Here is a 22,889-nt window from a genome sequence, read left to right as displayed (position 1 = left end):
GTGGCACTTTCTTCAGCGAGCCGCAAAAGAAAAGCCCGGCTTTACGACCGGGCTTCCAGATTACTGCGCGCTGGCAGGTTTGCGCGGACGGCGTCGGCGCTGGCCTTCACCTGCCGGTTTCGCGTCACCATCGCGACGCGGTGGCTTGCTGGCCTTCGGCGCGCCGCCTTCGCTACGGCGTGGCTGCTGCTGACCGCGACCGCCGCCGCCCTGCCCGCGTCCACCGCCCTGGCCACGACCGCCCTGACGACCGTTCTGGATCGGCTCGGCTTTGATGGACGGATCTACGTCATAGCCGTCGAGGGCAATACGCGGGATCTCTTTTTTCAGCAGACGTTCGATGTCGCGCAGCAGTTTGAGTTCATCGACGCAGACCAGGGACAGCGCTTCGCCCGTGGCCGCCGCGCGACCGGTACGGCCGATACGGTGAACGTAATCTTCCGGAACGTTTGGCAGCTCGTAGTTCACCACGTGCGGCAGCTCTTCAATATCCAGGCCGCGGGCGGCGATGTCGGTTGCCACCAGCACGCGGATATCGCCGGATTTAAAGTCGGCCAGCGCGCGGGTACGGGCCCCCTGGCTCTTGTTGCCGTGGATGGCCGCGCTGCGGATCCCGTCTTTATTCAGCTGTTCTGCGAGGTGGTTCGCACCGTGTTTGGTGCGGGTAAAGACCAGCACCTGCTGCCAGTTACCTTCGCCAATCATCTGGGAGAGCAGTTCGCGCTTGCGCTTTTTGTCCACCATATGGACATGCTGGGTCACCTGCTCGGAGGCGGTGTTGCGGCGCGCCACCTCGACTTCCAGCGGGTTGTGCAGCAGTTTTTCCGCCAGGCCTTTGATCTCGTCGGAGAAGGTGGCGGAGAAGAGCAGGTTCTGGCGGCGGGCCGGCAGTTTTGCCAGCACGCGGCGAATATCGTGGATAAAGCCCATGTCGAGCATGCGGTCGGCTTCATCGAGCACCAGGATCTCCACGCCATCGAGCTTAACCGCGTTCTGGTGTTCCAGATCCAGCAGACGGCCCGGGGTGGCGATCAGCACGTCCACGCCACCGCGCAGTTTCATCATCTGCGGGTTGATGCTCACCCCGCCAAACACCACCAGCGAGCGGATGTTGAGATAGCGGCTGTACTCACGCACGTTCTCACCCACCTGGGCGGCCAGTTCACGGGTTGGGGTCAGGATCAGGGCGCGCACCGGGCGACGGCCTTTCGCGTGCGGTTCGCTGGAGATCAGACGTTGCAGCAGCGGCAGGGTAAAGCCAGCGGTTTTACCAGTCCCGGTCTGGGCGCTGGCCATCAGGTCGCGGCCTGCCAGCACGGCGGGAATGGCCTGCTGTTGAATAGGGGTAGGTTCGCGGTAACCCTGTTCAGCGACAGCGCGCAGAATTTCCGGGTTCAGGCCAAGGGTATCAAAAGACATAACAACTCCGAACCGCCCCGACCATTTTCAGGTGTAGTTTTCAGGGAGATAGTGACAAAAAGAAGGACAAAAACCACGGTGTCGCGAAGCAGCGGAGTGTAGCAGCTTTTGTGACATGGCGCATAAATTATCCCGCCGGAGGCGATTTCACCAGACAACATAACTGGACAAGCTCAAAAAACAGTCATAATCTTAATCAATCGATTGATTAATTTTCAAAGCCACTATGAATCCGATCCCGACCACCACTAAAGGCGAGCAGGCCAAAAGCCAGTTAATCGCCGCTGCGCTGGCGCAGTTTGGCGAATATGGGCTGCATGCTACTACCCGCGATATCGCCGCCCAGGCGGGGCAGAATATCGCTGCCATCACCTACTACTTTGGCTCGAAAGAGGATCTCTACCTCGCCTGCGCCCAGTGGATCGCCGACTTCATTGGCAGCCACTTTCGCCCGCACGTGGAGGAGGCCACCGCGTTGCTGGCGGAGCCTGCACCGGATCGCGCCGCCATCCGGGGGCTGATCCTCAACGCCTGCAACAATATGATTCAGCTGCTGACCCATGACGATACGCTGAACCTGAGTAAGTTTATCTCACGGGAGCAGCTCTCGCCTTCCGCCGCCTATCAGCTGGTGCACGATCAGGTGATCGCCCCGATGCACTCCCACCTGACCCGGCTGGTGGCAGCCTATACCGGCCGTGACGCTCTCGATACGCAGACCATTTTGCATACCCATGCCCTGCTGGGCGAAGTGCTCGCCTTTCGCCTGGGGCGGGAAACCATTCTGTTACGCACCGGCTGGACCGAATTTGATGAGGATAAAGCGCTGCAGATTAGCCAGGTCATCACCTGTCACGTCGATTTGATCCTGCAGGGCTTAACGCAAAGGAGCCTGGAGTCATGAAGAAACCTGTCGCCATTATTGTGGCCGTGGTGGTTGTGCTGGCAGCCGGTATCGGCGGCTGGCTGTGGTATCAGAGCAAGCAGGATAACACCCTGACCCTGTACGGGAACGTCGATATCCGCACCGTCAACATGAGCTTTCGCGTTGGCGGACGGCTGGCGGGTCTGAATGTGGATGAAGGCGATGCTATCACCGCCGGGCAGACGCTCGGCGAGCTGGATAAAGCCCCCTACCAGAACGCCCTGTTGCAGGCCCGGGCAGGCGTTGCCGTGGCTCAGGCGCAATACGACTTGATGCAGGCGGGCTACCGTGACGAAGAGGTGGCCCAGGCCGCCGCCGCGGTTAAACAGGCGCAGGCCGCCTATAACTACGCGCAGAACTTCTTCAATCGCCAGCAGGGGCTGTGGAAAAGCCGCACCGTGTCGGCCAACGATCTGGAGAACGCCCGCTCCTCGCGGGATCAGGCTCTGGCGACCCTGAAATCGTCCCAGGACAAGCTGCGTCAGTACCGCTCCGGTAATCGCGAGCAGGATATCGCCCAGGCCAAAGCCAGCCTCGAACAGGCTCAGGCCCAGCTGGCCCAGGCAGAGCTGGATCTGCACGACACCACGCTGGTCGCCCCGGCTGACGGCACGCTGATGACCCGCGCCGTGGAGCCCGGCAGCATGCTGAACGCCGGCAGCACGGTGCTGACCCTGTCGCTCACCCGCCCGGTGTGGGTGCGGGCCTACGTCAACGAAGCCAGCCTCGGGGAGGCTAAACCGGGACGCGAGGTGCTGCTGTACACCGATGGCCGTCCGGACAAGCCGTACCATGGAAAAATCGGCTTCGTCTCCCCTACCGCCGAATTTACGCCCAAAACCGTAGAAACCCCGGACCTGCGCACCGATCTGGTCTATCGCCTGCGCATTATCGTCACCGATGCCGACGACGCGCTGCGTCAGGGGATGCCGGTGACCGTCAGCTTTGACAATGGGCAAGCCCATGAGTGATGCGGTGATCCAGCTTGCCGGCCTGGTCAAACGCTTTGCCGGAATGGACAAACCCGCCGTCGCGCCCCTCGACTGTACGCTGCATAAAGGCTACGTCACCGGGCTGGTCGGCCCGGACGGCGCGGGAAAAACCACCCTGATGCGGATGCTGGCCGGGCTGCTGAAACCCGACGAAGGCAGCGCCAGCGTGCTGGGGCTGGATCCGGTCCAGGACGATCGCGCCCTGCACGCCATGCTGGGCTATATGCCGCAGAAGTTTGGCCTGTATGAAGATCTGACGGTAATGGAGAACCTGACCCTCTACGCCGATCTGCGCAGCGTCACCGGTGAAACGCGGGAAAAAACCTTTCAGCGCCTGCTCGAATTTACGTCGCTGGGCCCGTTCACCGGGCGGCTGGCGGGCAAGCTCTCCGGCGGCATGAAGCAGAAGCTGGGGCTGGCCTGTACTCTGGTCGGAGAGCCAAAGGTGTTGCTGCTGGATGAACCCGGCGTCGGCGTCGATCCTATCTCCCGCCGCGAGCTGTGGCAGATGGTGCACGAGCTGGCGGGCGACGGGATGTTAATCCTCTGGAGCACCTCCTATCTCGACGAAGCGGAGCAGTGCCGGGATGTGCTGCTGATGAACGAAGGGGAGCTGCTCTACCAGGGCGACCCGACCGAACTCACGCGGAGAATGACCGGGCGCAGCGTGCTTCTGCACTCCCCTCACGAGAACAACCGCCGCCTGCTGCAGCGGGTTCTGAAGCTGCCCCAGGTGAGCGACGGCATGATCCAGGGAAAATCGGTGCGGGTGATCCTGAAAAAAGAGGCCAGCACGGACGACCTGCGCCATCACGCGGATCTGCCGGATCTGGCCATTGAGGAGACTGCTCCGCGCTTCGAAGATGCCTTTATCGATCTGCTTGGCGGCGCAGGCACCGCCGAATCTCCGCTGGGGGCGATCCTGCATACCGTGGAAGGCACCCCCGGCGAGACGGTGATTGAGGCGAAATCCCTGACCAAAAAGTTCGGTGATTTTGCCGCCACCGATGACGTGAACTTTGCGGTGAAACGCGGCGAAATCTTCGGCCTGCTGGGGCCCAACGGCGCGGGGAAATCCACCACCTTTAAAATGATGTGCGGCCTGCTGGTTCCCACCGCCGGAAAAGCGCTGGTGCTGGATATGGACCTGAAAGTCAGCTCCGGCAAGGCGCGCCAGCACCTGGGCTATATGGCGCAAAAATTCTCCCTGTACGGCAACCTCACGGTAGAACAGAACCTGCGCTTTTTCTCCGGCGTTTACGGTCTACGCGGGCGGGCGCAGAGTGAAAAAATCGCCCGCATGAGCGAGGCGTTTGGCCTGCGCCAGGTGGCCAGCCAGGCCACCGACGCGCTGCCCCTCGGGTTTAAGCAGCGGCTGGCGCTGGCCTGCTCCCTGATGCATGAGCCGGACATTCTGTTTCTCGACGAACCCACCTCCGGCGTCGACCCCCTCACCCGCCGGGAGTTCTGGCTGCATATCAACAGCATGGTGGAAAAAGGGGTGACGGTGATGGTCACCACCCACTTTATGGATGAGGCGGAGTATTGCGACCGGATTGGGCTGGTCTACCGCGGCAAGCTGATTGCCCACGGCACGCCGGACGATCTTAAGGCCCAGGTGGCGGACGAGCAGCAGCCGGATCCCACCATGGAACAGGCGTTTATCACCCTCATCAACGACTGGGATAAGGAGCACGGCCATGTCTGAGAATGCCCTCTCCTGGCGTCGGGTTCGCGCCCTGTGCATCAAAGAGACGCGGCAGATTGTGCGCGATCCGAGCAGCTGGCTGATAGCGGTGGTGATCCCCCTGCTGCTGCTGTTTATTTTTGGCTACGGAATTAACCTCGACTCCAGCAAGCTGCGGGTGGGCATTCTGCTGGAGCAGCACAGCGAAGAGGCGCTCGACTTTACCCATACCCTGACCGGCTCGCCCTATATCGACGCCACCATCAGCGACAACCGCCAGCAGCTGACCCAGATGATGCAGGCCGGTCGCATTCGCGGCCTGATTGTCATCCCGGTGGATTTCGCGGCCCGCATGGCGCTTCCCGGCGATACCGCCCCCATCCAGGTGATCACCGACGGTAGCGAGCCCAACACCGCCAACTTTGTGCAGGGCTATACGGAGGGGATCTGGCAGCTGTGGCAGATGCAGCGGGCGGAGGATCGCGGTGAGAAATTTGAGCCGCTTATCGACGTCCAGACCCGGTACTGGTTTAACCCGGCGGCCATCAGCCAGCACTTTATCATTCCCGGTGCGGTGACCATTATCATGACGGTGATCGGCGCCATTCTGACGTCGCTGGTGATCGCCCGCGAGTGGGAGCGCGGCACCATGGAGGCGCTGCTCTCTACCGAAGTCACGCGCACGGAGCTGCTGCTGTGCAAGCTGATCCCCTACTACTTCCTCGGGATGCTGGCAATGCTGCTCTGCATGCTGGTTTCAGTTTTTATTCTCGGCGTGCCCTATCGTGGCTCGCTGCTGGTGCTGTTCGTGATCACCAGCCTGTTTCTACTCAGCACCCTGGGGATGGGGCTGCTTATCTCCACCATCACCCGCAACCAGTTCAATGCCGCCCAGGTGGCGCTGAACGCCGCGTTTCTGCCGTCGATTATGCTGTCCGGTTTTATTTTCCAGATCGACAGTATGCCTGCGGTGATCCGCGCGGTGACCTACATCATCCCGGCGCGCTATTTCGTCAGCACCCTGCAAAGCCTCTTCCTGGCGGGCAATATCCCGGTGGTGCTGATTGTGAACCTGCTGTTTTTGATTGCGTCAGCGGTGATGTTTATTGGGCTGACGTGGATGAAAACCAAACGGCGATTAGATTAGGTTTCGCCCGGTGGCGCTGCGCTTACCGGGCCTGGGGGTTTTGTAGGCCGGGCAAACGCAGTGCCGCCCGGCGTTTTGAGGAGCAACTATGTTTCACCGTTTATGGACATTGATCCGCAAAGAGCTGCAGTCGCTGCTGCGTGAGCCGCAGACCCGGGCGATTTTGATTCTGCCAGTGCTGATCCAGGTGCTGCTGTTCCCCTGGGCGGCCACGCTGGAGGTGACTAACGCCACCATCGCCATCTATAACGAAGATAATGGCAAACATTCGGTGGAGCTGACCCAGCGCTTTGCCCGTGCCAAAGCCTTTACCCACGTGCTGATCCTCAGGAGTCCGCAGGAGATCCAGCCCACCATCGACACGCAAAAGGCGCTGCTGCTGGTGCGCTTCCCGGCCGATTTTTCGCGCAATCTCGACAGCCTGCAAACCGCCCCAATGCAGCTGATCCTCGACGGGCGTAACTCCAACAGCGCGCAGATTGCCGCCAACTACCTGCAACAGGTGGTGAAGGATTATCAGCAGGAATTGATGGAGGGCAAACCGAAACCGAACAACAGCGAGCTGGTGGTGCGCAACTGGTATAACCCGAACCTCGACTACAAATGGTTTGTGGTGCCGTCGCTGATCGCCATGATCACCACCATCGGGGTGATGATCGTCACCTCGCTGTCGGTGGCCCGCGAGCGCGAACAGGGCACTTTCGATCAGCTGCTGGTCTCCCCACTTTCCACCTGGCAAATCTTTGTCGGCAAGGCGGTGCCGGCGCTGATTGTCGCCACCTTCCAGGCCAGCATTGTACTGGCCATTGGCATCTGGGCGTATCACATACCCTTTGCCGGATCGCTGCTGCTGTTCTACTTCACGATGGTGATATACGGACTGTCGCTGGTGGGGTTTGGGCTGCTGATCTCGGCGCTCTGCTCGACCCAGCAGCAGGCCTTTATCGGGGTGTTTGTCTTTATGATGCCCGCTATTTTGCTCTCGGGCTATGTCTCGCCGGTGGAGAACATGCCGGTGTGGCTGCAAAATTTAACCTGGGTAAACCCGATCCGGCACTTTACCGATATTACCAAGCAGATCTATCTGAAGGATGCGAGTCTGGATATCGTGTGGGGGAGTTTGTGGCCGCTACTGGTGATAGCGGCCGTGACGGGCTCAGTGGCGTACGCGATGTTTAGACGCAATATCGCGTAGCTTTTTGTCTTTCGTTAACAGCGACACGACTGCCGGTCCTGCAAGAATAGCCAGTCCTGCCAGGGCCAGCAGCAGGTTGTTTTGCAGCACGCGGGACAGCAGCCACAGCACAATCAGTGCCGCACCAAAATACCAGGTGGTGGTGAGCTCTTCGAGCACATCCGCCACTTCGCGCCAGCGCTCCTCATGGTGACGCTGCAAAAAGAGCATCAGCAGGACGGTCACGCCATACACCACGCATAATCCTAAGCCGACCCGCACCAGGTTCCCGCTCATCCAGGCCATTACCAGCACGGCAACGACCAATAAATGCAACATAATCTGCCAGCAACTCAGGCCGGTTGCGACGCGTATGCGTTGTTGCCACTTCATGGCACTCTCCTGAAGGATTTTACTCTGCCTGTTCAGACTATCGCACTTTACGGAAAATTCCGTAACACAGCACCTTTTTGTGACGACGACTACACTTTATTTTCATCAGGATAGTGACGCGGGAAGGAGTGTATGGCCCAACAAACCCGGCATTTTTCGCTTAAAGTGTTAACGATCAACATTCATAAAGGATTTGCGGCTTTTAACCGCCGTTTCATTCTGCCCGAACTGCGCGACGCCGTACGCACCGTCAGTGCAGATATTGTCTGCCTGCAGGAGGTGATGGGCGCCCACGAAGTGCATCCGCTGCATGTGGAAAACTGGCCCGATACCAGCCACTATGAATTTCTCGCTGACACAATGTGGAGCGACTACGCCTACGGGCGCAACGCCGTCTATCCCGAGGGGCATCACGGTAACGCCGTTCTCTCCCGCTACCCTATCGAACACTATGAAAATCATGATGTGTCGGTGGGCGAGAGCGAAAAGCGCGGGCTGCTCTACTGCCGGATTGGCCTACCCGAACTGAACAGGCCGCTGCACGTGGCGTCGGTTCACCTTGGGCTGCGCGAAGCGCACCGCCAGGCGCAATTGCAGATGATGAGTGAATGGGTCAACGGTTTGCCCGAAGGCGAACCTGTGGTCGTTGCCGGTGATTTTAATGACTGGCGTCAGCGCGCCAACCATCCGCTGAAAGCCCAGGCCGGGTTAGAGGAGATCTTTACCCTCGCCCATGGCAGGCCAGCCCGCACCTTCCCGGTGAGATTCCCTCTGCTGCGTCTGGACAGGATTTATGTCAAGAATGCGCATGCCAGCAGCCCCACCGCGCTGGCCCTGAGCAACTGGCGTCACCTTTCCGACCATGCGCCGTTAAGTGCGGAGATTCATCTATGAAATGTTCATGGCAAAGCGGCAACCGAATAAAGCTGCTGGAGAATGGCGATCAATATTATCCGGCGGTATTTGCCGCCATCGATAAAGCCCAGAGCCGGGTGCTCCTTGAGACCTTTATCTGGTTTGAAGATAACGTAGGCCGAAAACTGCATGCGGTTCTGCTGCGTGCGGCGCAGCGCGGGGTGCATATCGAAGTGCTGCTCGACGGCTACGGCTCCCCCGACCTCAGCGACGAGTTCGTCGGGGAGCTCACCTCGGCAGGGGTGGTCTTCCGCTACTACGATCCGCGCCCGCCGCTTTTCGGTATGCGTACCAACGTCTTCCGCCGCATGCACCGTAAAATCGTGGTGGTGGATGAGCAGGTGGCGTTTGTTGGCGGGATTAACTACTCCGCAGAACATATGTCGGACTATGGCCCGGAGGCCAAGCAGGACTATGCCGTTCAGGTCGAAGGGCCGGTGGTGCAGGATATTTTGCAGTTTGTGGTGGAAAACCTGCCCGGCAAAGCCGCTGTGCGTCGCTGGTGGAAGCGGCGTCATCGCGCCGAAGAGAACACCAAACCGGGTGAAGCCCAGGCCCTGTTTATCTGGCGCGATAACGAAGAGCACCGGGATGATATTGAGCGCCATTATCTGAAGATGCTGGCTAACGCCCGACGCGAAGTGATCATCGCCAACGCCTACTTCTTCCCGGGCTATCGCCTGCTGCACGCCATGCGCAACGCGGCACGGCGCGGGGTGCGGGTCAGGCTGATTGTGCAGGGCGAGCCGGACATGCCCATTGTCACGGTGGGTGCGCGTCTGCTCTACAACTATCTGGTGAAAGGGGGGGTCGAGATTTACGAATATCGCCGTCGTCCCCTGCATGGCAAAGTGGCGCTGATGGACGATCACTGGGTGACCGTCGGCTCCAGCAACCTGGATCCCCTCAGCCTGTCGCTGAATCTGGAGGCCAACCTGATCATCCACGATCGCGAGTTTAACCAGACCCTGCGCGACAATCTCACCACCATCATCGCCGAAGATTGCGTGCGGGTGGACGAGTCGATGGTGCCGAAACGCACCTGGTGGAATCTGGGCAAGAGCGTGGTGGTGTTCCACTTCCTGCGCCACTTCCCGGCGCTGGTCGGCTGGTTGCCTGCCCATACGCCCAAACTGGCACAGGTGCCGCCGCCGGTCCAGCCTGAGATGGAGACGCAGGATCGCGTCGAGGCAAGCAATACGGGGGTAAAACCCTGATGAGCAAAAAACATTCGCGCTGGCGTCTGGCAAAGAAGATCCTCACCTGGGTCTTCTTTATTGCCGTTGCGGTGCTGCTGGTCATATACGCCAAAAAGGTCGACTGGGCCGAGGTATGGAAGGTTATCCGCGACTACGACCGCATGTCGCTGATGGGCGCGGTGGCGCTGGTGGTGCTGAGCTTCCTGCTGTATGGCTGTTACGACCTGCTTGGGCGGGTCTACTGCGGGCATAAGCTGGCTAAACGCCAGGTCATGCTGGTGTCGTTTATCTGCTACGCCTTTAACCTGACCTTAAGTACCTGGGTTGGCGGCATCGGCATGCGCTACCGGCTCTATTCCCGGCTGGGGCTGCCGAGCGGCACCATCACCCGCATTTTCTCCCTGAGTATCACCACCAACTGGCTGGGCTATATCCTGCTGGGCGGGGTGATCTTCACCGCAGGCGTGGTACAGCTGCCCGATCAGTGGTATATCGATCAGTCGACGCTGCGCATCATCGGCATCGTCCTGCTGCTGATGATCGCTTTCTACCTTTGGGCCTGCGCCTTTGCTAAGCGGCGCCATATGACCATCAAAGGGCAGAAGCTGGTGCTGCCCTCCTGGCGTTTTGCGCTGGCGCAGATGGGGATTTCAGCCGCCAACTGGATGGCGATGGGGGCTATTATCTGGCTGCTGATGGGCGAAGATGTGAACTACTTCTTTGTGCTGGGGGTGCTGCTGGTGAGCAGTATCGCTGGGGTAATTGTTCATATCCCGGCCGGGATCGGCGTGCTGGAAGCGGTGTTTATCGCCCTGTTGGCGGGGGAGCATGTGTCCCACGGCACCATCATCGCCGCCCTGCTGGCCTACCGTATGCTCTATTACTTCCTGCCGCTGGGGCTGGCAACGGTCTGTTATCTGGTGCTGGAGAGCCGGGCGAAGAAGCTGCGGGCCAAAAACGAGCAGCAGATGGCGAAGTAAGGTGGAATAAGCCGGGTGGCGCTGCGCTTACCCGGCCTGGGGATTGTGTAGGCCCGGCAAGCATCGCGCCGCCGGGCATCTCACCTAGCGGCGATTGCCGAAAATACGCAGCAGCATCAGGAACAGGTTGATAAAGTCCAGATAGAGCGTCAGCGCCCCGAGAATGGAGTACTTGCGCAGGTTTGAACTGTCACGCACGTCGATATTCTCACCGATGTTTTTCAGCTTCTGGGTGTCGTACGCCGTCAGGCCGACGAAGACAATCACCCCGATATAGGTCACAGCCCACATCAGCGCTTCACTCTTCAGCCAGAAGTTCACCAGCGACGCCAGCACAATCCCAATCAGCGCCATAAACAGCATATTGCCAAACCCGCTCAGGTCGCGTTTGGTGGTGTAGCCGTAGAGACTCATCGCGCCGAACATCCCGCCCGCCACCACAAAGGTGCTGGCGATGGAGGAGTAGGTATAGACGATAAAGATACTGGAGAGCGTCAGGCCGGTCAGCGCTGAATAGAGCATAAACAGCGTGGTGGCCATCCCTGCGCTGAGCTTATGCACCAGCCCGGAGAGGACAAACACCAGCGCCAGCTGGGCGATAATCAGGCCAAAGAAGGTGATTTTGCTGGAGAAGACAAACATCATCACCGCCGGGGTATTGGCGGAAAACCAGGCGACAAACGCGGTGAGCAGCAGGCCGCAGGTCATCCAGCCGTAGACCTGGGCCATGTAGGTTTGCAGCCCGGTACGGCTCTGCTGAACGATGGAATCGGAACGGGGAAATCTGTCCATAACGCACTCCTTTTTAAGTGGACACACAGTTAAAGCCTAACACATCCCGGCAATCCGGCTACCAGCGGCTGGCGGCTTCCTTGTCGCTGTCCCGGGACTCGACCCAGCGATCCCCTTCCGGGGTGGCTTCGCGCTTCCAGAACGGGGCGCGGGTTTTCAGATAATCCATAATGAACTCGCCCGCCGCGAACGCGCTGCCGCGATGGGCGCTGGTCACGCCGACAAAGACAATCTCCTCTCCCGGCCACATCTCACCGATACGGTGGATCACCGTTACGCGGCCGAGCGGCCAGCGCTCGCGCGCCTGGACGACGATCTCCGTCAGCGCCTTTTCGGTCATGCCGGGATAGTGCTCGAGGGTCAGCGCTTTCACGCTGTCGCCCAGATTGTGGTTACGCACTTTGCCGGTGAAGGTCACCACCGCGCCGTCTTCGTCACGCTCCGCCAGCCAGCTGTACTCGCTGCCAACGTTAAAACGCGCCGGCTCGACAACAATTTTGGTCTCTGCCATCTCAGCCCCCGGTAACCGGTGGAAAGAAAGCCACCTCATCGCCAGGCTTCACCGGATGCGTGAACTCCACCAGCGTCTGGTTGACCGCCGCCAGCAGTTTTTCGGCGTCCAGCGCCAGCGCCCAGCGATCGCTTTGCGCCGCCAGATGCGCCCGCAGCGCTTCCACGGTATCGACCTGAATATCCAGCGTCAGGCTGTCGGTATTCACCAGCTCACGCACCTGCGCAAAAAACAGTACTTTAATCATTCTCTTGTGCCCTGAAATCGCCCGATTTACCCCCGCTTTTCGCCAGCAGGCGAACCGGGCCGATGACCATATCCTTCTGCACCGCTTTGCACATGTCGTAGATGGTCAGCGCCGCCACGGAGGCAGCGGTTAAGGCTTCCATCTCTACCCCGGTTTTCCCGGTCAGGCGGCACAAGGACTCAATGCGCACGCGGTTTTGCTCCGGCTCGGCGCGCAGGTTGACCTCTACTTTGCTCAGCATCAGCGGATGGCACAGCGGGATCAGTTCCCAGGTGCGTTTTGCCGCCTGGATCCCGGCGATCCGCGCGGTGGCGAAGACGTCCCCTTTATGGTGGCTCCCGTCGATAATCATCGCCAGGGTTTCCGGGAGCATGGTGACGAAGGCTTCCGCGCGGGCTTCACGCACGGTCTCGGCCTTGGCGGAGACATCCACCATATGCGCTTCGCCAGCGGCGTTAATGTGGGTCAGTTGCGACATAGCTTACTTCTTCAGATGAGGATGGAAATTACACGGACGCGTGCGGGCATCCAGCTGCGGGGCAATAATATTGTCCCAGGCGGTGCGGCACGCTTTGGTGGAGCCCGGCATGGCAAAAATCAGCGTGTTGTTGGCGATCCCCGCGACGGCGCGCGACTGAAGGGTGGAGGTGCCGATCTCTTCAAACGAGAGCATGCGGAACACTTCCCCAAAACCTTCGATCTCGCGATCGAACAGCGGGAGCAGCGCTTCCGGCGCCTGATCGCCTGGGGTAAAACCGGTGCCGCCGGTGATCAGCACCACCTGGACGTCGTCACTGGCGACCCAGCGCGATACTTCCGCGCGAATGGCGTAGCGGTTCTCTTTCACGATCGCCTTGTCGACAACGTGATGCCCTGCCTCGTGGGCCGCATCGCGCAGCCAGTGGCCGGAGGTGTCATCCTCTTCGCTGCGGCGCCCGGAAACGGTAAGAACAGCAATACGCGTCGGGATAAATTCAGCGCTTACCTGACTCATCTTCTGGTTCCTTGTAGCGATTACCCGCCAATGTATGACAGGTTCTGGGTGATCCCGGTGTTGCCCTGATGCAGGAAGTGGGTCTGTTTTTTGTGCATCAGCGCGTCAGAAATGCGCTCTTCCAGCGCCGCCTGCTGCGCATCATCGGCCAGCAGGTCACGCAGATCGACGCCGCCGTCGCCAAAAAGGCACAGATGCAGCTTGCCCACCGACGAGACGCGAAGGCGGTTACAGCTGGCGCAGAAGTCTTTTTCATAAGGCATGATAAGGCCGATCTCCCCTTCGTAGTCGGGGTGACAGAAGACCTGCGCCGGGCCGTCGCTGCGCTGGCGAAGCTGATGGATCCAGCCGCGCCGGAGCAGTTCATCGCGCAGCACCATGCCGGAGATGTGATGGCGGGAGAAGAGATCGCTGCCCTCGCCCGTCTCCATCAGCTCAATGAAGCGCAGTTGAATGCGGCGGGGTTTGATCCACGCCAGGAAGGTATCCAGCTGATGATGGTTCACATCGCGCATCAGCACGGTGTTGACCTTCACCTTGTCGAAGCCGGCCGCAAAGGCCGCATCGATGCCGTCCATCACCTGGTGGAATTTATCCTGCCCGGTGATGGCATAAAACTGACGGGCGTCCAGGCTGTCGACGCTGACGTTAATGGCCGTCAGGCCCGCCTCACGCCACTGCGCGACATCGCGCGCCAGACGATAACCATTGGTGGTGACGGCAATCTGGCGGATGGCGTTGTTTTCACGTACCGCCGCGACGATATCGGTGAAGTCCCGGCGCAGCGAGGGTTCGCCGCCGGTAAGCCGGACCTTCTCGGTTCCCATGGCGGCAAATGCGCGCGTGACGCGGCGCACTTCATCCACGGAGAGAAAGCCGTTATTGGTGACGCCGCCGGGTTTGTAGCCATCCGGCAGGCAGTAGGTGCAACGGAAGTTGCACACATCGGTAATCGACAAACGCAGGTAAAAAAACTTACGCGCGAATGCATCGGTAAGTTGTGAAGCCATGTACACCTTTCCTGATACGGGAGGCACAGTCATTTCTTCCTGAACCCTGGTGGCGAAACCGCCACGGCCAGGGCACCATATCTGTCGACACAGGTGCCAGGGCTAGAGTGTATGTTTTCAGTAATGAAAACGTGGTTATGCCGATATTAGCGTGTTAAACAGAGTTTCGCTATCTTCGGCTTTCGCTGTATAAACTTGTATATAGCGAGCGAATCGTGCAATTTCGATTCAGAATACGCAATTATCATACTTTTGCATTGATATACGTCATTTTGCGCGGGCCGCAGCATCGTCATTTAGGGGTAGTTGAGTTACTGTTAACGCGTTCGTCTTAATAAGGAATTTTTATGCGCAATCGCACTTTTGCGGATCTTGACCGCGTCGTTGCTCTCGGCGGAGGCCACGGACTGGGCCGGGTGATGTCCTCGTTGTCTTCGCTCGGCTCACGCCTTACCGGGATCGTCACGACCACCGATAACGGCGGGTCAACCGGACGCATCCGCCGCTCCGAAGGGGGTATCGCCTGGGGGGATATGCGCAACTGTTTAAATCAGCTTATCACCGAACCGAGCGTGGCGTCGGCGATGTTTGAGTATCGTTTTGGCGGGAACGGCGAACTTTCTGGCCATAACCTCGGAAATCTGATGTTAAAGGCGCTGGACCATCTCAGCGTGCGGCCGCTGGAGGCGATCAATTTAATTCGCAATCTGCTTAAAGTGGACGCCTTTTTGATTCCAATGTCCGAACTTCCGGTGGATTTGATGGCAATCGACTGTAACGACCATGAAGTGTATGGCGAAGTGAATATCGATCAGCTTCCTACCCCGCCAAAAGAGCTGATGCTCTACCCCTCCGTTCCGGCGACCCGCGAAGCGGTAGAGGCGATAGGTGAAGCGGATCTGATCCTCATCGGTCCCGGCAGTTTTTACACCAGCCTGATGCCGTTGCTGCTGATTAAGGAGCTGGCCCAGGCAATGCGGCGCACGCCTGCCCCGGTGGTCTATATCGGTAATCTGGGCCGCGAGCTCAGCCCGGCCGCCGCGGGACTTTCGCTGTCCGATAAGCTGGCGCTGATGGAGCAGTACGTAGGGAAAAAGATCGTCGATGCGGTGGTTGTCGGGCCGAAAGAGGATGTCTCAGGAATGGAAGGCCGGGTGGTGGTGCAGGAGCCGCTTGAGGCAAGCGACATTAAGTACCGGCATGACAGGCATCTGTTGCGCGCGGCGCTGGAGAAGGCGGTGCAGGCGTTGGGTTAGTGTGCGGTCTGTATCGCCCGGTGGCGCTGCGCTTACCGGGCCTACAGGCTGGTGCCCTCATCCCGGCATTCTCCCACAGGGAGAAGGTGCAAACCCTAAAAATGGCAGCCGAAGGCTGCCGTTTTGCTTTTACCTACGATGCCGCAATAAACAGATCCCGCAGCTGATGCAGCTGGTCGCGGATCTGCGCAGCCTCCTCAAACTCCAGGTTCTGCGCGTGCTGCATCATCTGCCCTTCCAGCTCGTGAATTTTCTGCTGCAGCGCTTTCGGCGTCAGTGCCACGGTATCGGCCTCAACCGGTGAGCGCGACTTGCCGCGTCCCTTGGTCTTGGTTTTGGCGATGTTCTGGCCAAGCTGCAGGATATCCACCACTTTCTTGTTCAGCCCCTGCGGGACGATCCCGTGCTCTTCGTTATAGCGCTGCTGCTTCTCGCGGCGGCGCTCGGTTTCCCCGATCGCTTTCGCCATGGACGGGGTGATCTTATCCCCGTACAGAATCGCTTTGCCGTTGACGTTTCGCGCCGCACGGCCAATGGTCTGGATCAGCGAGCGCTCGGAACGCAGGAAGCCTTCTTTATCGGCGTCCAGAATCGCCACCAGCGACACTTCTGGCATATCCAGCCCCTCACGCAGCAGGTTGATCCCCACCAGCACGTCGAACTCGCCGAGGCGCAGATCGCGGATGATCTCCATACGCTCTACGGTGTCGATATCCGAGTGCAGATAGCGCACCTTCTCGCCGTGTTCTTCAAGGTATTCGGTCAGATCTTCCGCCATCCGTTTGGTCAGGGTAGTGACCAGCACGCGCTCGTTAATGGCCGACCGGGCGCGGATCTCCGAGAGCAGGTCATCCACCTGGGTGGCAACCGGACGCACTTCGATAATCGGATCCAGCAGGCCGGTGGGACGCACCACCTGATCCACCACTTCGTCGCCGGATTTCTCCAGCTCGTAGTTGCCCGGCGTGGCCGACACGTAAATGGTTTGCGGTGCCAGCGCCTCGAACTCTTCAAACTTCATTGGACGGTTATCCAGCGCCGACGGCAGGCGGAAGCCGTACTCCACCAGCGTCTCTTTACGCGCCCGGTCGCCGCGGTACATGCCGCCAATCTGCGGAATGGTAACGTGGGATTCATCCACCACCAGCAGGCCATCCGCCGGCAGGTAGTCAAACAGGGTTGGCGGCGCTTCGCCCGGCCCGCGGCCGGAGAGATAGCGCGAGTAGTTTTCGATACCGGAGCAGTAGCCCAGCTCGTTCATCATCTCGAGATCGAACTGGGTACGCTGGCTGATACGCTGCTCTTCGAGCAGCTTGTTGTTCTCCAGCAAGGTTTTACGGCGATCCGCCAGCTCAACCTTGATGTCTTCCATCGCCTGCACGATGCGCTCACGCGGAGTGACGTAGTGCGTTTTCGGATAAACGGTGAAGCGCTGAATGGTGGATTCAACATGACCGGTCAGCGGGTCGAACAGCGACAGCCGCTCCACCTCTTCATCGAACAGCTCCACGCGCAGCGCGAAGTCGTCCGACTCCGCAGGGAAGATATCGATCACTTCGCCGCGCACGCGGAAGGTACCGCGCTGGAACGCCTGATCGTTACGGGTGTACTGCAGCTCGGCCAGGCGGCGCAAAATGGCGCGCTGATCGATAATCATCCCCACGGTCAGGTGCAGCATCATCTTCAGGTAGAGGTCCGGATCGCCCAGACCGTAGATTGCCGATACCGAGGCCACCACCACCACGTCACGGCGCTCAAGCAGCGCTTTCGTAGCGGACAGACGCATCTGCTCGATATGTTCGTTCACCGAGGCATCTTTTTCGATAAAAGTGTCGGAGCTCGGGACGTAGGCTTCCGGCTGGTAGTAGTCGTAGTAAGAGACGAAGTACTCCACCGCATTCTCGGGGAAGAACTCCTTCATCTCGCCGTAGAGCTGCGCCGCCAGAGTTTTGTTGGGGGCCAGCACCATGGTAGGACGCTGCAGATCGGCGATCACGTTGGCAACGGTGAAGGTTTTACCCGACCCGGTCACCCCCAGCAGCGTCTGGTGCGCAAGCCCATCCTCCAGCCCCTCTTTCAGACGGCGAATCGCTTCAGGCTGATCGCCAGAAGGACGGAAAGCGGAATTCAGTTTGAACGGTTTACTCATGAACGGCGACCTGATGATGGTTAATACGGCAGGTGAGTAATTTTACTCTGGATGGCTATTTTTGCCAGTAAATTATACTGGATATAAACCCAGTGGCAACCACGTTTTTTTGTGCCACTCCGGTCTGGAATCAAACGAAGCTGAACAAAATTTCGGCTGTGACGGGATAAAATTCCAACAACACTCGGTTATCCCCAGAACTTTTCATTTTTTAACATTTGTCAAGGCGAGGCGCCGGACTTTAGCGCATTAGGTTGACAGTTTAATGACAGAGATTGATTTTATTTAACGCTTTGATTTCATTATTAATTTACAAAAAGACGCGTTTCGCATCAATTCAGGCGCAGGCCGCGTATTCTCTCGCTTACCTTGCGTTTTCTAACTCTAATACACATGGTTATCCACAGGAATAGTGGATAACTGCTTCCAGCCCATACGGAGCGTGACTCGGCTAATTCCCGGTTTTTGCCCACAGCGGGACGGTAAAAAATTTTTATCGCCCAATTTTGGCGATCCGATGCCGAAAATCAGATAACGAATTGATGAGAGATAGCTCACATTTCGTTCAAATGGGCGCTGCACCAGACCTCGTCTGCGGGGCACTGAGGTAGTGCAGGCGCCTGCCCTGTTGAGGCTACTTTCTGGGTGTATTCCTAAAAAGAGATGTTTAATCGTCTTTTTACGAGCGGTGGCAAGAGTCTTGCAGAGTATCAGAGGTCATCAACGCCTGTTAAGGAGAAACACCATGTTGAGCCTGCGTGCCGTCAACCAGTATTACGGAGATCGCCACACCCTGTGGAACGTTGACCTGGATCTGCCCCCCGGCATCTGCACCGGGGTGGTCGGGCTGCCCGGAATGGGGAAAACGACCCTCGTGAGCTGTATTGCCGGCCTGCTGCCCATCGCCAGCGGCTCGATGGTCTGGCATGACGCCGGGGTCTCCCCCTGCGAATGGCAACCCGGATCAGGAATTGGTTTTGTCCCGCAGGAGAGGCGGATCTTTTCGCAACTGACGGTAGAGGAGAATCTGCATATCGCGCGGATGGCGAAGGGGAGCGAAGGCGGGCCGGTGAGCAGCGATATTTTTGAGTTCTTTCCGGAGCTTTACCCGCTGCGCCAGCTGCGGGCGTCAGGGCTTAACGACGACCAGCAGTACCAGCTGGCGCTGGCAAACGCGCTGGTGACCCGCCCTCGCCTGCTGATCCTCGACGAGCCCAGCCGCGGCGCCAGCCAGCAGTTTAGCGTCAAGCTGGCGCAGCTGCTGCTCAGGCTTAACCGCGAGCTGGGGCTTTCGGTGCTGCTGGCGGAGCAGCACCTGTCGCTGATCCGCCGGGTGGCAGATCGCTTTTGCCTGCTCTATCGCGGGCGCAACGTGGCCCAGGGCCGCGTCAGCGAACTTGATGCTCCGCTCATCGCCCACTGGATGGGGCCGACGGCGTCAGCGCCTTAAGAGAGAGGTAGCCCCCGATATCCCTGGTGTCGGCCATATCGCCAAGCCAGGGGATTTCTCCCAGCAGCGGCGCAGGCAGCATACGTTCGAGCGTCGCCATGTATTCCGCATGGCGTTTGCCGGGGGCCACCACCACGTTGGCCACCCACCCCGCAAAATGCAGCCCCGCCTGACGGATCGCCTGGGCGGTGAGCATGGCGTGATTGATGCAGCCCAGCTTCACCCCTACCACCAGGATCACCGGCAGACGCTCGGCAATCGCCCAGTCGGCAAAGGTCTGCGTCGCTGAAAGCGGCGTGAACCAGCCGCCTGCCCCTTCCACCAGCACCCAGTCGGCCTGGCTCTCCAGCGCCCGTAATCCGGCGGAGAGCGCGCTAAATTCGATGGGGCGCTGCTCGTCCGCGCTGATGATATGCGGTGAAGTAGGCTCCGCGAAGGTGTAAGGGTTTACCGCCGGGTAGCTGAGCGCCACGCTGCTGTTGTGCTGTAGCGCCAGCGCGTCGCTGTTTCGCAGGCCGTCGGCGGTCATCTCGCTGCCCGAGGCGACCGGCTTATAGCCAGCGGTCTTGTGGCCCAGGGCCCGGGCTGCCTGCAGCAGTGCGGTGCTGGCCACGGTTTTCCCCACTTCGGTGTCGGTGCCGGTAACAAAATAGCGTTCAGTCACGTTCGATAATTCCATGAAAAAGTTGATAAGAGAGCGGGAATTTTCCCTCACGCTGCGGCCACGCCAGGGCCAGGGTCTGCAGTTGCCCGCGGGTTAAGGGCTTCCCGGCCCGCCCGGCATGCAGATGGGTGGCGCCGATCCCCTTCAGGGAGTGCATGGCGCTGAGGGCATCGTCAAACAGCAGGGTGACGGTCTGGATCGCGTAGCGGTGCCGCCAGCCGGATAACGCCCCGGTAACCTGTTCCCCGGTCAGAAAGCGGTTGGCGTGCGGCTGCGTGTCCACCGCCAGCCAGGCCTGGTTCAGCTCCGGCAGGGAGTCCTTCAGGAGGGTAGTAAAGGCCACCCTGCCCCCGGGTTTCGCCACCCGCCACAGCTCGGCCAGCGCCTGCGGCAGGCTGGTGCACCACTGCACCGCCAGATGGCTCCAGACCAGGCTGAACTGCCCGTCCGCCAGCGGAATGGCTTCGATATCGGCCTGCAAATAGTGGTCAGCCGCCTGGTTGCGGCGGGCTTCGTCCAGCATGGGGGCGCTGAGATCCATCGCCGTCACCAGGCTTCCGCTGCTGCGCCAGGCCAGGCTGTTGCTGCCCGGCCCGCATCCGGCGTCCAGCACGCTGGCAAAGGAGGTGTCGGCGAGCAGCGCCCTCAGCCCCTCAGCGCTTTGCCGCTGGAGCGCGTCATGGCGGGAGTAGCTCTGCGCCGCCCGGCCAAAGGCAGCGGCAATCGCCTGTTTATTCACTTGCGTCATGCAGCGCCTCCAGTAACGCGGTGATATCTGACGCGTCATGCGCCGCCGTCAGGGTCAGGCGCAGGCGCGCCGTCCCCGCCGGTACGGTGGGGGGACGAATGGCCGTCACCCAGATCCCCTGCTCTCTGAGAGTCTGCGCCAGGTGCAGGGCGCGGTCATTTTCACCCACAATCAGCGGCTGAATGGCGCTCCGGGAGGCAGTGATCGCAACCGGGAGGTCGCGCACGCCAGCGCGGAACTGGCGGATATGCGCCGCCAGACGCTGCCGACGCGTCTCCCCGTCATCGCTGCGAATCAGATTGAACGCCGCCAGCAGCGCCACCGCCTGGGCAGGCGGCATGCTGGTGCTGTAGATGAGATGCCGGGCAAACTGCAGCAGATAGTCGGCTACCGGGTCGCTGCACAGCACCGCCGCGCCGCTCACCCCGACGCCTTTGCCAAAGGTCACCACCAGCAGCTCGGGTTTGACGCCCAGGCTTGCCGCACTGCCCCGCCCCTCGGGACCGGTCACGCCAATCCCGTGGGCATCGTCCACCAGCAGCCAGCTGCCGTGACGCCGCGCCGCAGCATGGATATCGGCCAGCGGAGCGCTGTCACCGTCCATGCTGAAAATGCCTTCGGTGATCACCAGCTGCTGGCCGTCGCAGGGTTTATCCAGCAGCGAGTCCAGCTGAGCGACATCGTTATGGGCAAAACGGCGAAGCCGGGCCGGGCTGTGGCTGGCTGCCTCCAGCAGGGAGGCGTGGCTCAGGCGGTCGGCGACGATGCGGTCGGTTTTATCGGTAAGCGCCGCAATCAGCGCCTGGTTGGCGGCAAAGCCGGAGATAAACAGCAGCGCGCGGGGATAGCCAAGCCAGTCGGCGAGATGCTCCTCCAGCGCCTGATGCGCGGTGGTGTGGCCGCTGACATGGCCGGAGCCGCCGCTGCCCACCCCGTACTGCTCCGCCCCCTGCTGCCAGGCGCGGATAATGGCCGGGTGCTGGCTCAGGCCGAGATAGTCGTTGCTGGAGAAGTTGCAGTAGCGCCGCTGGTCGCGGGTGAGAAAACGGCCTGCGCCATTCTCCACCGTTGTACGCACGCGCAGGGCGTCTGCCGCCCGACGTGCGTCGAGGGCGGCATCAATACGTTGTTGCCAGGTCATACCGTTGCCGCGTTATAGAACTGGTCGGTATCGGCGTTGAAAAGCTGCTGTTCCAGCTGGCGCTGCTGCTCGTTATCCCCTGTAAGAACGGCAGTCTGCTGCGGATTGAGCCCCAGCTTGCGGAAGAGCTGGACGTCTTTGTCCTCTTCCGGGTTCGGGGTGGTCAGCAGCTTGCAGCCGTAGAAAATGGAGTTGGCCCCGGCCATAAAGCACATCGCCTGGGTCTGCTCGTTCATCTGCTCGCGGCCCGCCGAGAGGCGCACGTAGGACGTCGGCATCATCACCCGCGCGACAGCGATGGTGCGGATGAAGTCAAAGGCGTCCACGTCGTCGTTATCCGCCAGCGGCGTGCCCTTCACCTTCACCAGCATGTTGATCGGCACGCTCTCCGGCGGGGTCGGGAGATTAGCCAGCTGGAGCAGCAGGCCGGCACGGTCGGTCACCGTTTCACCCAGGCCCACGATACCGCCCGAGCAGACCTTAATGCCCGCGTCGCGCACTTTGTCCAGGGTGTCCAGGCGCTCCTGATAGGTGCGGGTGGTGATGATATTGCCGTAGAACTCCGGGGAGGTGTCGAGGTTGTGGTTGTAGTAATCCAGCCCCGCCGAGGCCAGGCGCCGGGCCTGATTGTCGTCCAGGGTGCCGAGGGTCATGCAGGCTTCGAGGCCCATCGCCTTCACCCCCTGCACCATCTGCTCGAGATACGGCATGTCGCGCTCGTGGGGGTTTTTCCACGCCGCGCCCATGCAGAAGCGGGTTGAACCGGCATTTTTTGCCTGGCGGGCCGACTCCAGCACCTGCTCCACCTCCATTAGCCGCTCGGATTCGAGCCCGGTTTTATAGCGCGCGCTTTGCGGGCAGTATTTGCAGTCTTCCGGGCAGGCGCCGGTTTTGATCGACAGCAGCGTACTGACCTGAACCTGCCGGGGATCGAAGTGTTGACGGTGGATCTGCTGCGCTTCAAACAGCAGTTCGAGAAGGGGTTTTTCAAATAAAGCAGTGACTTGCGACAGTGTCCAGCGAGTCTGGTGAGCCATGGGGCATCTCCAAAGGGGTTTAGTTCAGGATGGTTTCGGTTTATGCTTGTAAACCTAAT

Annotated in this window: 23 protein-coding genes and 1 riboswitch; of the genes, 10 read left to right on the top strand and 13 right to left on the bottom strand. The window is 60.0% G+C overall.

Annotation, left to right across the window (positions count from 1 at the left end):
* Positions 1-60: 60 nt before the first annotated feature.
* Positions 61-1,419: an ATP-dependent RNA helicase RhlE gene (rhlE, locus tag NB069_RS06470; RefSeq protein WP_250588603.1), complete on the bottom strand. Its 1,359-nt coding sequence runs from the start codon at positions 1,417-1,419 to the stop codon at positions 61-63.
* Between the two features lie 226 nt (positions 1,420-1,645).
* Between rhlE and cecR the strand changes: the two genes are divergently transcribed.
* The 5 genes from cecR to NB069_RS06445 all read left to right on the top strand — a co-directional run bounded on the left by cecR (position 1,646) and on the right by NB069_RS06445 (position 7,365).
* Entirely contained in the window at positions 1,646-2,323 is a 678-nt protein-coding gene (gene cecR / locus NB069_RS06465; RefSeq protein ID WP_250588602.1) for a transcriptional regulator CecR, read from the top strand.
* Entirely contained in the window at positions 2,320-3,315 is a 996-nt protein-coding gene (gene hlyD, locus NB069_RS06460) for a secretion protein HlyD (protein WP_250588601.1), read from the top strand. Before cecR ends, hlyD begins: the two co-directional genes overlap by 4 nt.
* Positions 3,308-5,044 (top strand): ATP-binding cassette domain-containing protein, encoded by a 1,737-nt coding sequence (locus tag NB069_RS06455; protein ID WP_250588600.1) that lies wholly within the window; start codon positions 3,308-3,310, stop codon positions 5,042-5,044. Before hlyD ends, NB069_RS06455 begins: the two co-directional genes overlap by 8 nt.
* Positions 5,037-6,170 carry an ABC transporter permease gene (locus NB069_RS06450; RefSeq protein ID WP_250588599.1) on the top strand — a complete coding sequence of 378 codons (1,134 nt, stop codon included), beginning with the start codon at positions 5,037-5,039 and terminating at the stop codon, positions 6,168-6,170. The genes NB069_RS06455 and NB069_RS06450 overlap by 8 nt, the downstream gene beginning before the upstream one ends.
* Positions 6,171-6,258: 88 nt before the next feature.
* Entirely contained in the window at positions 6,259-7,365 is a 1,107-nt protein-coding gene (locus NB069_RS06445) for an ABC transporter permease (RefSeq protein WP_250588598.1), read from the top strand.
* Here NB069_RS06445 and NB069_RS06440 read toward each other — a convergent pair.
* The gene (locus NB069_RS06440; protein ID WP_250588597.1) at positions 7,327-7,737 is read right to left on the bottom strand and encodes a YbhQ family protein; all 411 of its coding nucleotides are present in this window, start codon (positions 7,735-7,737) and stop codon (positions 7,327-7,329) included. The genes NB069_RS06445 and NB069_RS06440 overlap by 39 nt on opposite strands.
* Before the next feature lie 132 nt (positions 7,738-7,869).
* Here NB069_RS06440 and NB069_RS06435 point away from each other — a divergent pair, with 132 nt between their 5' ends.
* The 3 genes from NB069_RS06435 to NB069_RS06425 are packed head-to-tail and all read left to right on the top strand — an operon-like array spanning position 7,870 to position 10,831.
* The gene (locus tag NB069_RS06435; RefSeq protein ID WP_250588596.1) at positions 7,870-8,631 is read left to right on the top strand and encodes an endonuclease/exonuclease/phosphatase family protein; all 762 of its coding nucleotides are present in this window, start codon (positions 7,870-7,872) and stop codon (positions 8,629-8,631) included.
* Positions 8,628-9,869, top strand: coding sequence for a cardiolipin synthase ClsB (gene clsB / locus NB069_RS06430; protein WP_250588595.1), 1,242 nt, complete (start codon positions 8,628-8,630; stop codon positions 9,867-9,869). The genes NB069_RS06435 and clsB overlap by 4 nt, the downstream gene beginning before the upstream one ends.
* Positions 9,869-10,831 (top strand): lysylphosphatidylglycerol synthase domain-containing protein, encoded by a 963-nt coding sequence (locus NB069_RS06425; RefSeq protein ID WP_250588594.1) that lies wholly within the window; start codon positions 9,869-9,871, stop codon positions 10,829-10,831. Before clsB ends, NB069_RS06425 begins: the two co-directional genes overlap by 1 nt.
* 84 nt (positions 10,832-10,915) lie before the next feature.
* On the opposite strand, the gene NB069_RS06420 is transcribed toward NB069_RS06425, so the two are convergent.
* From NB069_RS06420 to moaA, 6 genes are all read right to left on the bottom strand, one after another.
* Entirely contained in the window at positions 10,916-11,623 is a 708-nt protein-coding gene (locus tag NB069_RS06420) for a Bax inhibitor-1/YccA family protein (RefSeq protein ID WP_250588593.1), read from the bottom strand.
* Positions 11,624-11,681: 58 nt separating this feature from the next.
* Positions 11,682-12,134 carry a molybdopterin synthase catalytic subunit MoaE gene (gene moaE / locus NB069_RS06415; RefSeq protein WP_250588592.1) on the bottom strand — a complete coding sequence of 151 codons (453 nt, stop codon included), beginning with the start codon at positions 12,132-12,134 and terminating at the stop codon, positions 11,682-11,684.
* A gap of 1 nt (position 12,135) precedes the next feature.
* Positions 12,136-12,381, bottom strand: a complete 246-nt coding sequence (gene moaD, locus NB069_RS06410; RefSeq protein ID WP_039029381.1) for a molybdopterin synthase sulfur carrier subunit — start codon at positions 12,379-12,381, stop codon at positions 12,136-12,138.
* Positions 12,374-12,859, bottom strand: coding sequence for a cyclic pyranopterin monophosphate synthase MoaC (gene moaC, locus NB069_RS06405; protein ID WP_250588591.1), 486 nt, complete (start codon positions 12,857-12,859; stop codon positions 12,374-12,376). The genes moaD and moaC overlap by 8 nt, the downstream gene beginning before the upstream one ends.
* Positions 12,860-12,862: 3 nt before the next feature.
* Positions 12,863-13,375, bottom strand: a complete 513-nt coding sequence (moaB, locus tag NB069_RS06400) for a molybdenum cofactor biosynthesis protein B (RefSeq protein ID WP_250588590.1) — start codon at positions 13,373-13,375, stop codon at positions 12,863-12,865.
* A gap of 20 nt (positions 13,376-13,395) precedes the next feature.
* Positions 13,396-14,385, bottom strand: coding sequence for a GTP 3',8-cyclase MoaA (moaA, locus tag NB069_RS06395; protein ID WP_250588589.1), 990 nt, complete (start codon positions 14,383-14,385; stop codon positions 13,396-13,398).
* Positions 14,373-14,507: riboswitch (molybdenum cofactor riboswitch) on the bottom strand. It overlaps the preceding gene by 13 nt.
* A 225-nt stretch (positions 14,508-14,732) precedes the next feature.
* Between moaA and yvcK the strand changes: the two genes are divergently transcribed.
* On the top strand, positions 14,733-15,641 hold the full coding sequence (gene yvcK, locus NB069_RS06390) for a uridine diphosphate-N-acetylglucosamine-binding protein YvcK (RefSeq protein ID WP_250588588.1): 909 nt from the start codon (positions 14,733-14,735) through the stop codon (positions 15,639-15,641).
* A 133-nt stretch (positions 15,642-15,774) separates the two neighbouring features.
* On the opposite strand, the gene uvrB is transcribed toward yvcK, so the two are convergent.
* Positions 15,775-17,790, bottom strand: a complete 2,016-nt coding sequence (gene uvrB, locus NB069_RS06385; protein WP_250588587.1) for an excinuclease ABC subunit UvrB — start codon at positions 17,788-17,790, stop codon at positions 15,775-15,777.
* Positions 17,791-18,535: 745 nt separating this feature from the next.
* On the opposite strand from uvrB, the gene NB069_RS06380 reads away from it, so the two are divergent.
* Positions 18,536-19,240 carry an ABC transporter ATP-binding protein gene (locus NB069_RS06380; protein WP_250588586.1) on the top strand — a complete coding sequence of 235 codons (705 nt, stop codon included), beginning with the start codon at positions 18,536-18,538 and terminating at the stop codon, positions 19,238-19,240.
* Here NB069_RS06380 and bioD read toward each other — a convergent pair.
* From bioD to bioB, 4 genes are read right to left on the bottom strand one after another with little or no spacing between them, the layout of a single operon-like run.
* Positions 19,200-19,904, bottom strand: coding sequence for a dethiobiotin synthase (gene bioD / locus NB069_RS06375; RefSeq protein ID WP_250588585.1), 705 nt, complete (start codon positions 19,902-19,904; stop codon positions 19,200-19,202). The two genes, NB069_RS06380 and bioD, sit on opposite strands and share 41 nt — an antisense overlap.
* Positions 19,897-20,652 (bottom strand): malonyl-ACP O-methyltransferase BioC, encoded by a 756-nt coding sequence (gene bioC, locus NB069_RS06370; RefSeq protein ID WP_250588584.1) that lies wholly within the window; start codon positions 20,650-20,652, stop codon positions 19,897-19,899. Before bioC ends, bioD begins: the two co-directional genes overlap by 8 nt.
* Positions 20,636-21,793, bottom strand: a complete 1,158-nt coding sequence (gene bioF, locus NB069_RS06365) for an 8-amino-7-oxononanoate synthase (RefSeq protein ID WP_250588583.1) — start codon at positions 21,791-21,793, stop codon at positions 20,636-20,638. Before bioF ends, bioC begins: the two co-directional genes overlap by 17 nt.
* Positions 21,790-22,830, bottom strand: coding sequence for a biotin synthase BioB (gene bioB, locus NB069_RS06360; protein WP_250588582.1), 1,041 nt, complete (start codon positions 22,828-22,830; stop codon positions 21,790-21,792). The genes bioF and bioB overlap by 4 nt, the downstream gene beginning before the upstream one ends.
* Positions 22,831-22,889: the final 59 nt, after the last annotated feature.

Origin of the sequence: Leclercia adecarboxylata (genome assembly GCF_023639785.1) — a bacterium.
GTDB lineage: Bacteria > Pseudomonadota > Gammaproteobacteria > Enterobacterales > Enterobacteriaceae > Enterobacter > Enterobacter adecarboxylatus_D.
The sequence above is the reverse complement of the archived record's forward strand: the minus strand, read 5'-3'. Positions and strand labels throughout refer to the sequence as shown.

Coding starts and splice junctions, on each gene's coding strand:
- NB069_RS06455 (WP_250588600.1), top strand. CDS start 3,308: ATGAGTGATGCGGTGATCCAGCTTGCCGGCCTGGTCAAACGCTTTGCC.
- rhlE (WP_250588603.1), bottom strand. CDS start 1,419: ATGTCTTTTGATACCCTTGGCCTGAACCCGGAAATTCTGCGCGCTGTC.
- clsB (WP_250588595.1), top strand. CDS start 8,628: ATGAAATGTTCATGGCAAAGCGGCAACCGAATAAAGCTGCTGGAGAAT.
- moaB (WP_250588590.1), bottom strand. CDS start 13,375: ATGAGTCAGGTAAGCGCTGAATTTATCCCGACGCGTATTGCTGTTCTT.
- cecR (WP_250588602.1), top strand. CDS start 1,646: ATGAATCCGATCCCGACCACCACTAAAGGCGAGCAGGCCAAAAGCCAG.
- uvrB (WP_250588587.1), bottom strand. CDS start 17,790: ATGAGTAAACCGTTCAAACTGAATTCCGCTTTCCGTCCTTCTGGCGAT.
- moaD (WP_039029381.1), bottom strand. CDS start 12,381: ATGATTAAAGTACTGTTTTTTGCGCAGGTGCGTGAGCTGGTGAATACC.
- moaC (WP_250588591.1), bottom strand. CDS start 12,859: ATGTCGCAACTGACCCACATTAACGCCGCTGGCGAAGCGCATATGGTG.
- NB069_RS06420 (WP_250588593.1), bottom strand. CDS start 11,623: ATGGACAGATTTCCCCGTTCCGATTCCATCGTTCAGCAGAGCCGTACC.
- bioB (WP_250588582.1), bottom strand. CDS start 22,830: ATGGCTCACCAGACTCGCTGGACACTGTCGCAAGTCACTGCTTTATTT.
- NB069_RS06450 (WP_250588599.1), top strand. CDS start 5,037: ATGTCTGAGAATGCCCTCTCCTGGCGTCGGGTTCGCGCCCTGTGCATC.
- NB069_RS06380 (WP_250588586.1), top strand. CDS start 18,536: ATGTTGAGCCTGCGTGCCGTCAACCAGTATTACGGAGATCGCCACACC.
- NB069_RS06425 (WP_250588594.1), top strand. CDS start 9,869: ATGAGCAAAAAACATTCGCGCTGGCGTCTGGCAAAGAAGATCCTCACC.
- moaE (WP_250588592.1), bottom strand. CDS start 12,134: ATGGCAGAGACCAAAATTGTTGTCGAGCCGGCGCGTTTTAACGTTGGC.
- NB069_RS06445 (WP_250588598.1), top strand. CDS start 6,259: ATGTTTCACCGTTTATGGACATTGATCCGCAAAGAGCTGCAGTCGCTG.
- moaA (WP_250588589.1), bottom strand. CDS start 14,385: ATGGCTTCACAACTTACCGATGCATTCGCGCGTAAGTTTTTTTACCTG.
- NB069_RS06435 (WP_250588596.1), top strand. CDS start 7,870: ATGGCCCAACAAACCCGGCATTTTTCGCTTAAAGTGTTAACGATCAAC.
- yvcK (WP_250588588.1), top strand. CDS start 14,733: ATGCGCAATCGCACTTTTGCGGATCTTGACCGCGTCGTTGCTCTCGGC.
- hlyD (WP_250588601.1), top strand. CDS start 2,320: ATGAAGAAACCTGTCGCCATTATTGTGGCCGTGGTGGTTGTGCTGGCA.
- NB069_RS06440 (WP_250588597.1), bottom strand. CDS start 7,737: ATGAAGTGGCAACAACGCATACGCGTCGCAACCGGCCTGAGTTGCTGG.
- bioC (WP_250588584.1), bottom strand. CDS start 20,652: ATGACGCAAGTGAATAAACAGGCGATTGCCGCTGCCTTTGGCCGGGCG.
- bioF (WP_250588583.1), bottom strand. CDS start 21,793: ATGACCTGGCAACAACGTATTGATGCCGCCCTCGACGCACGTCGGGCG.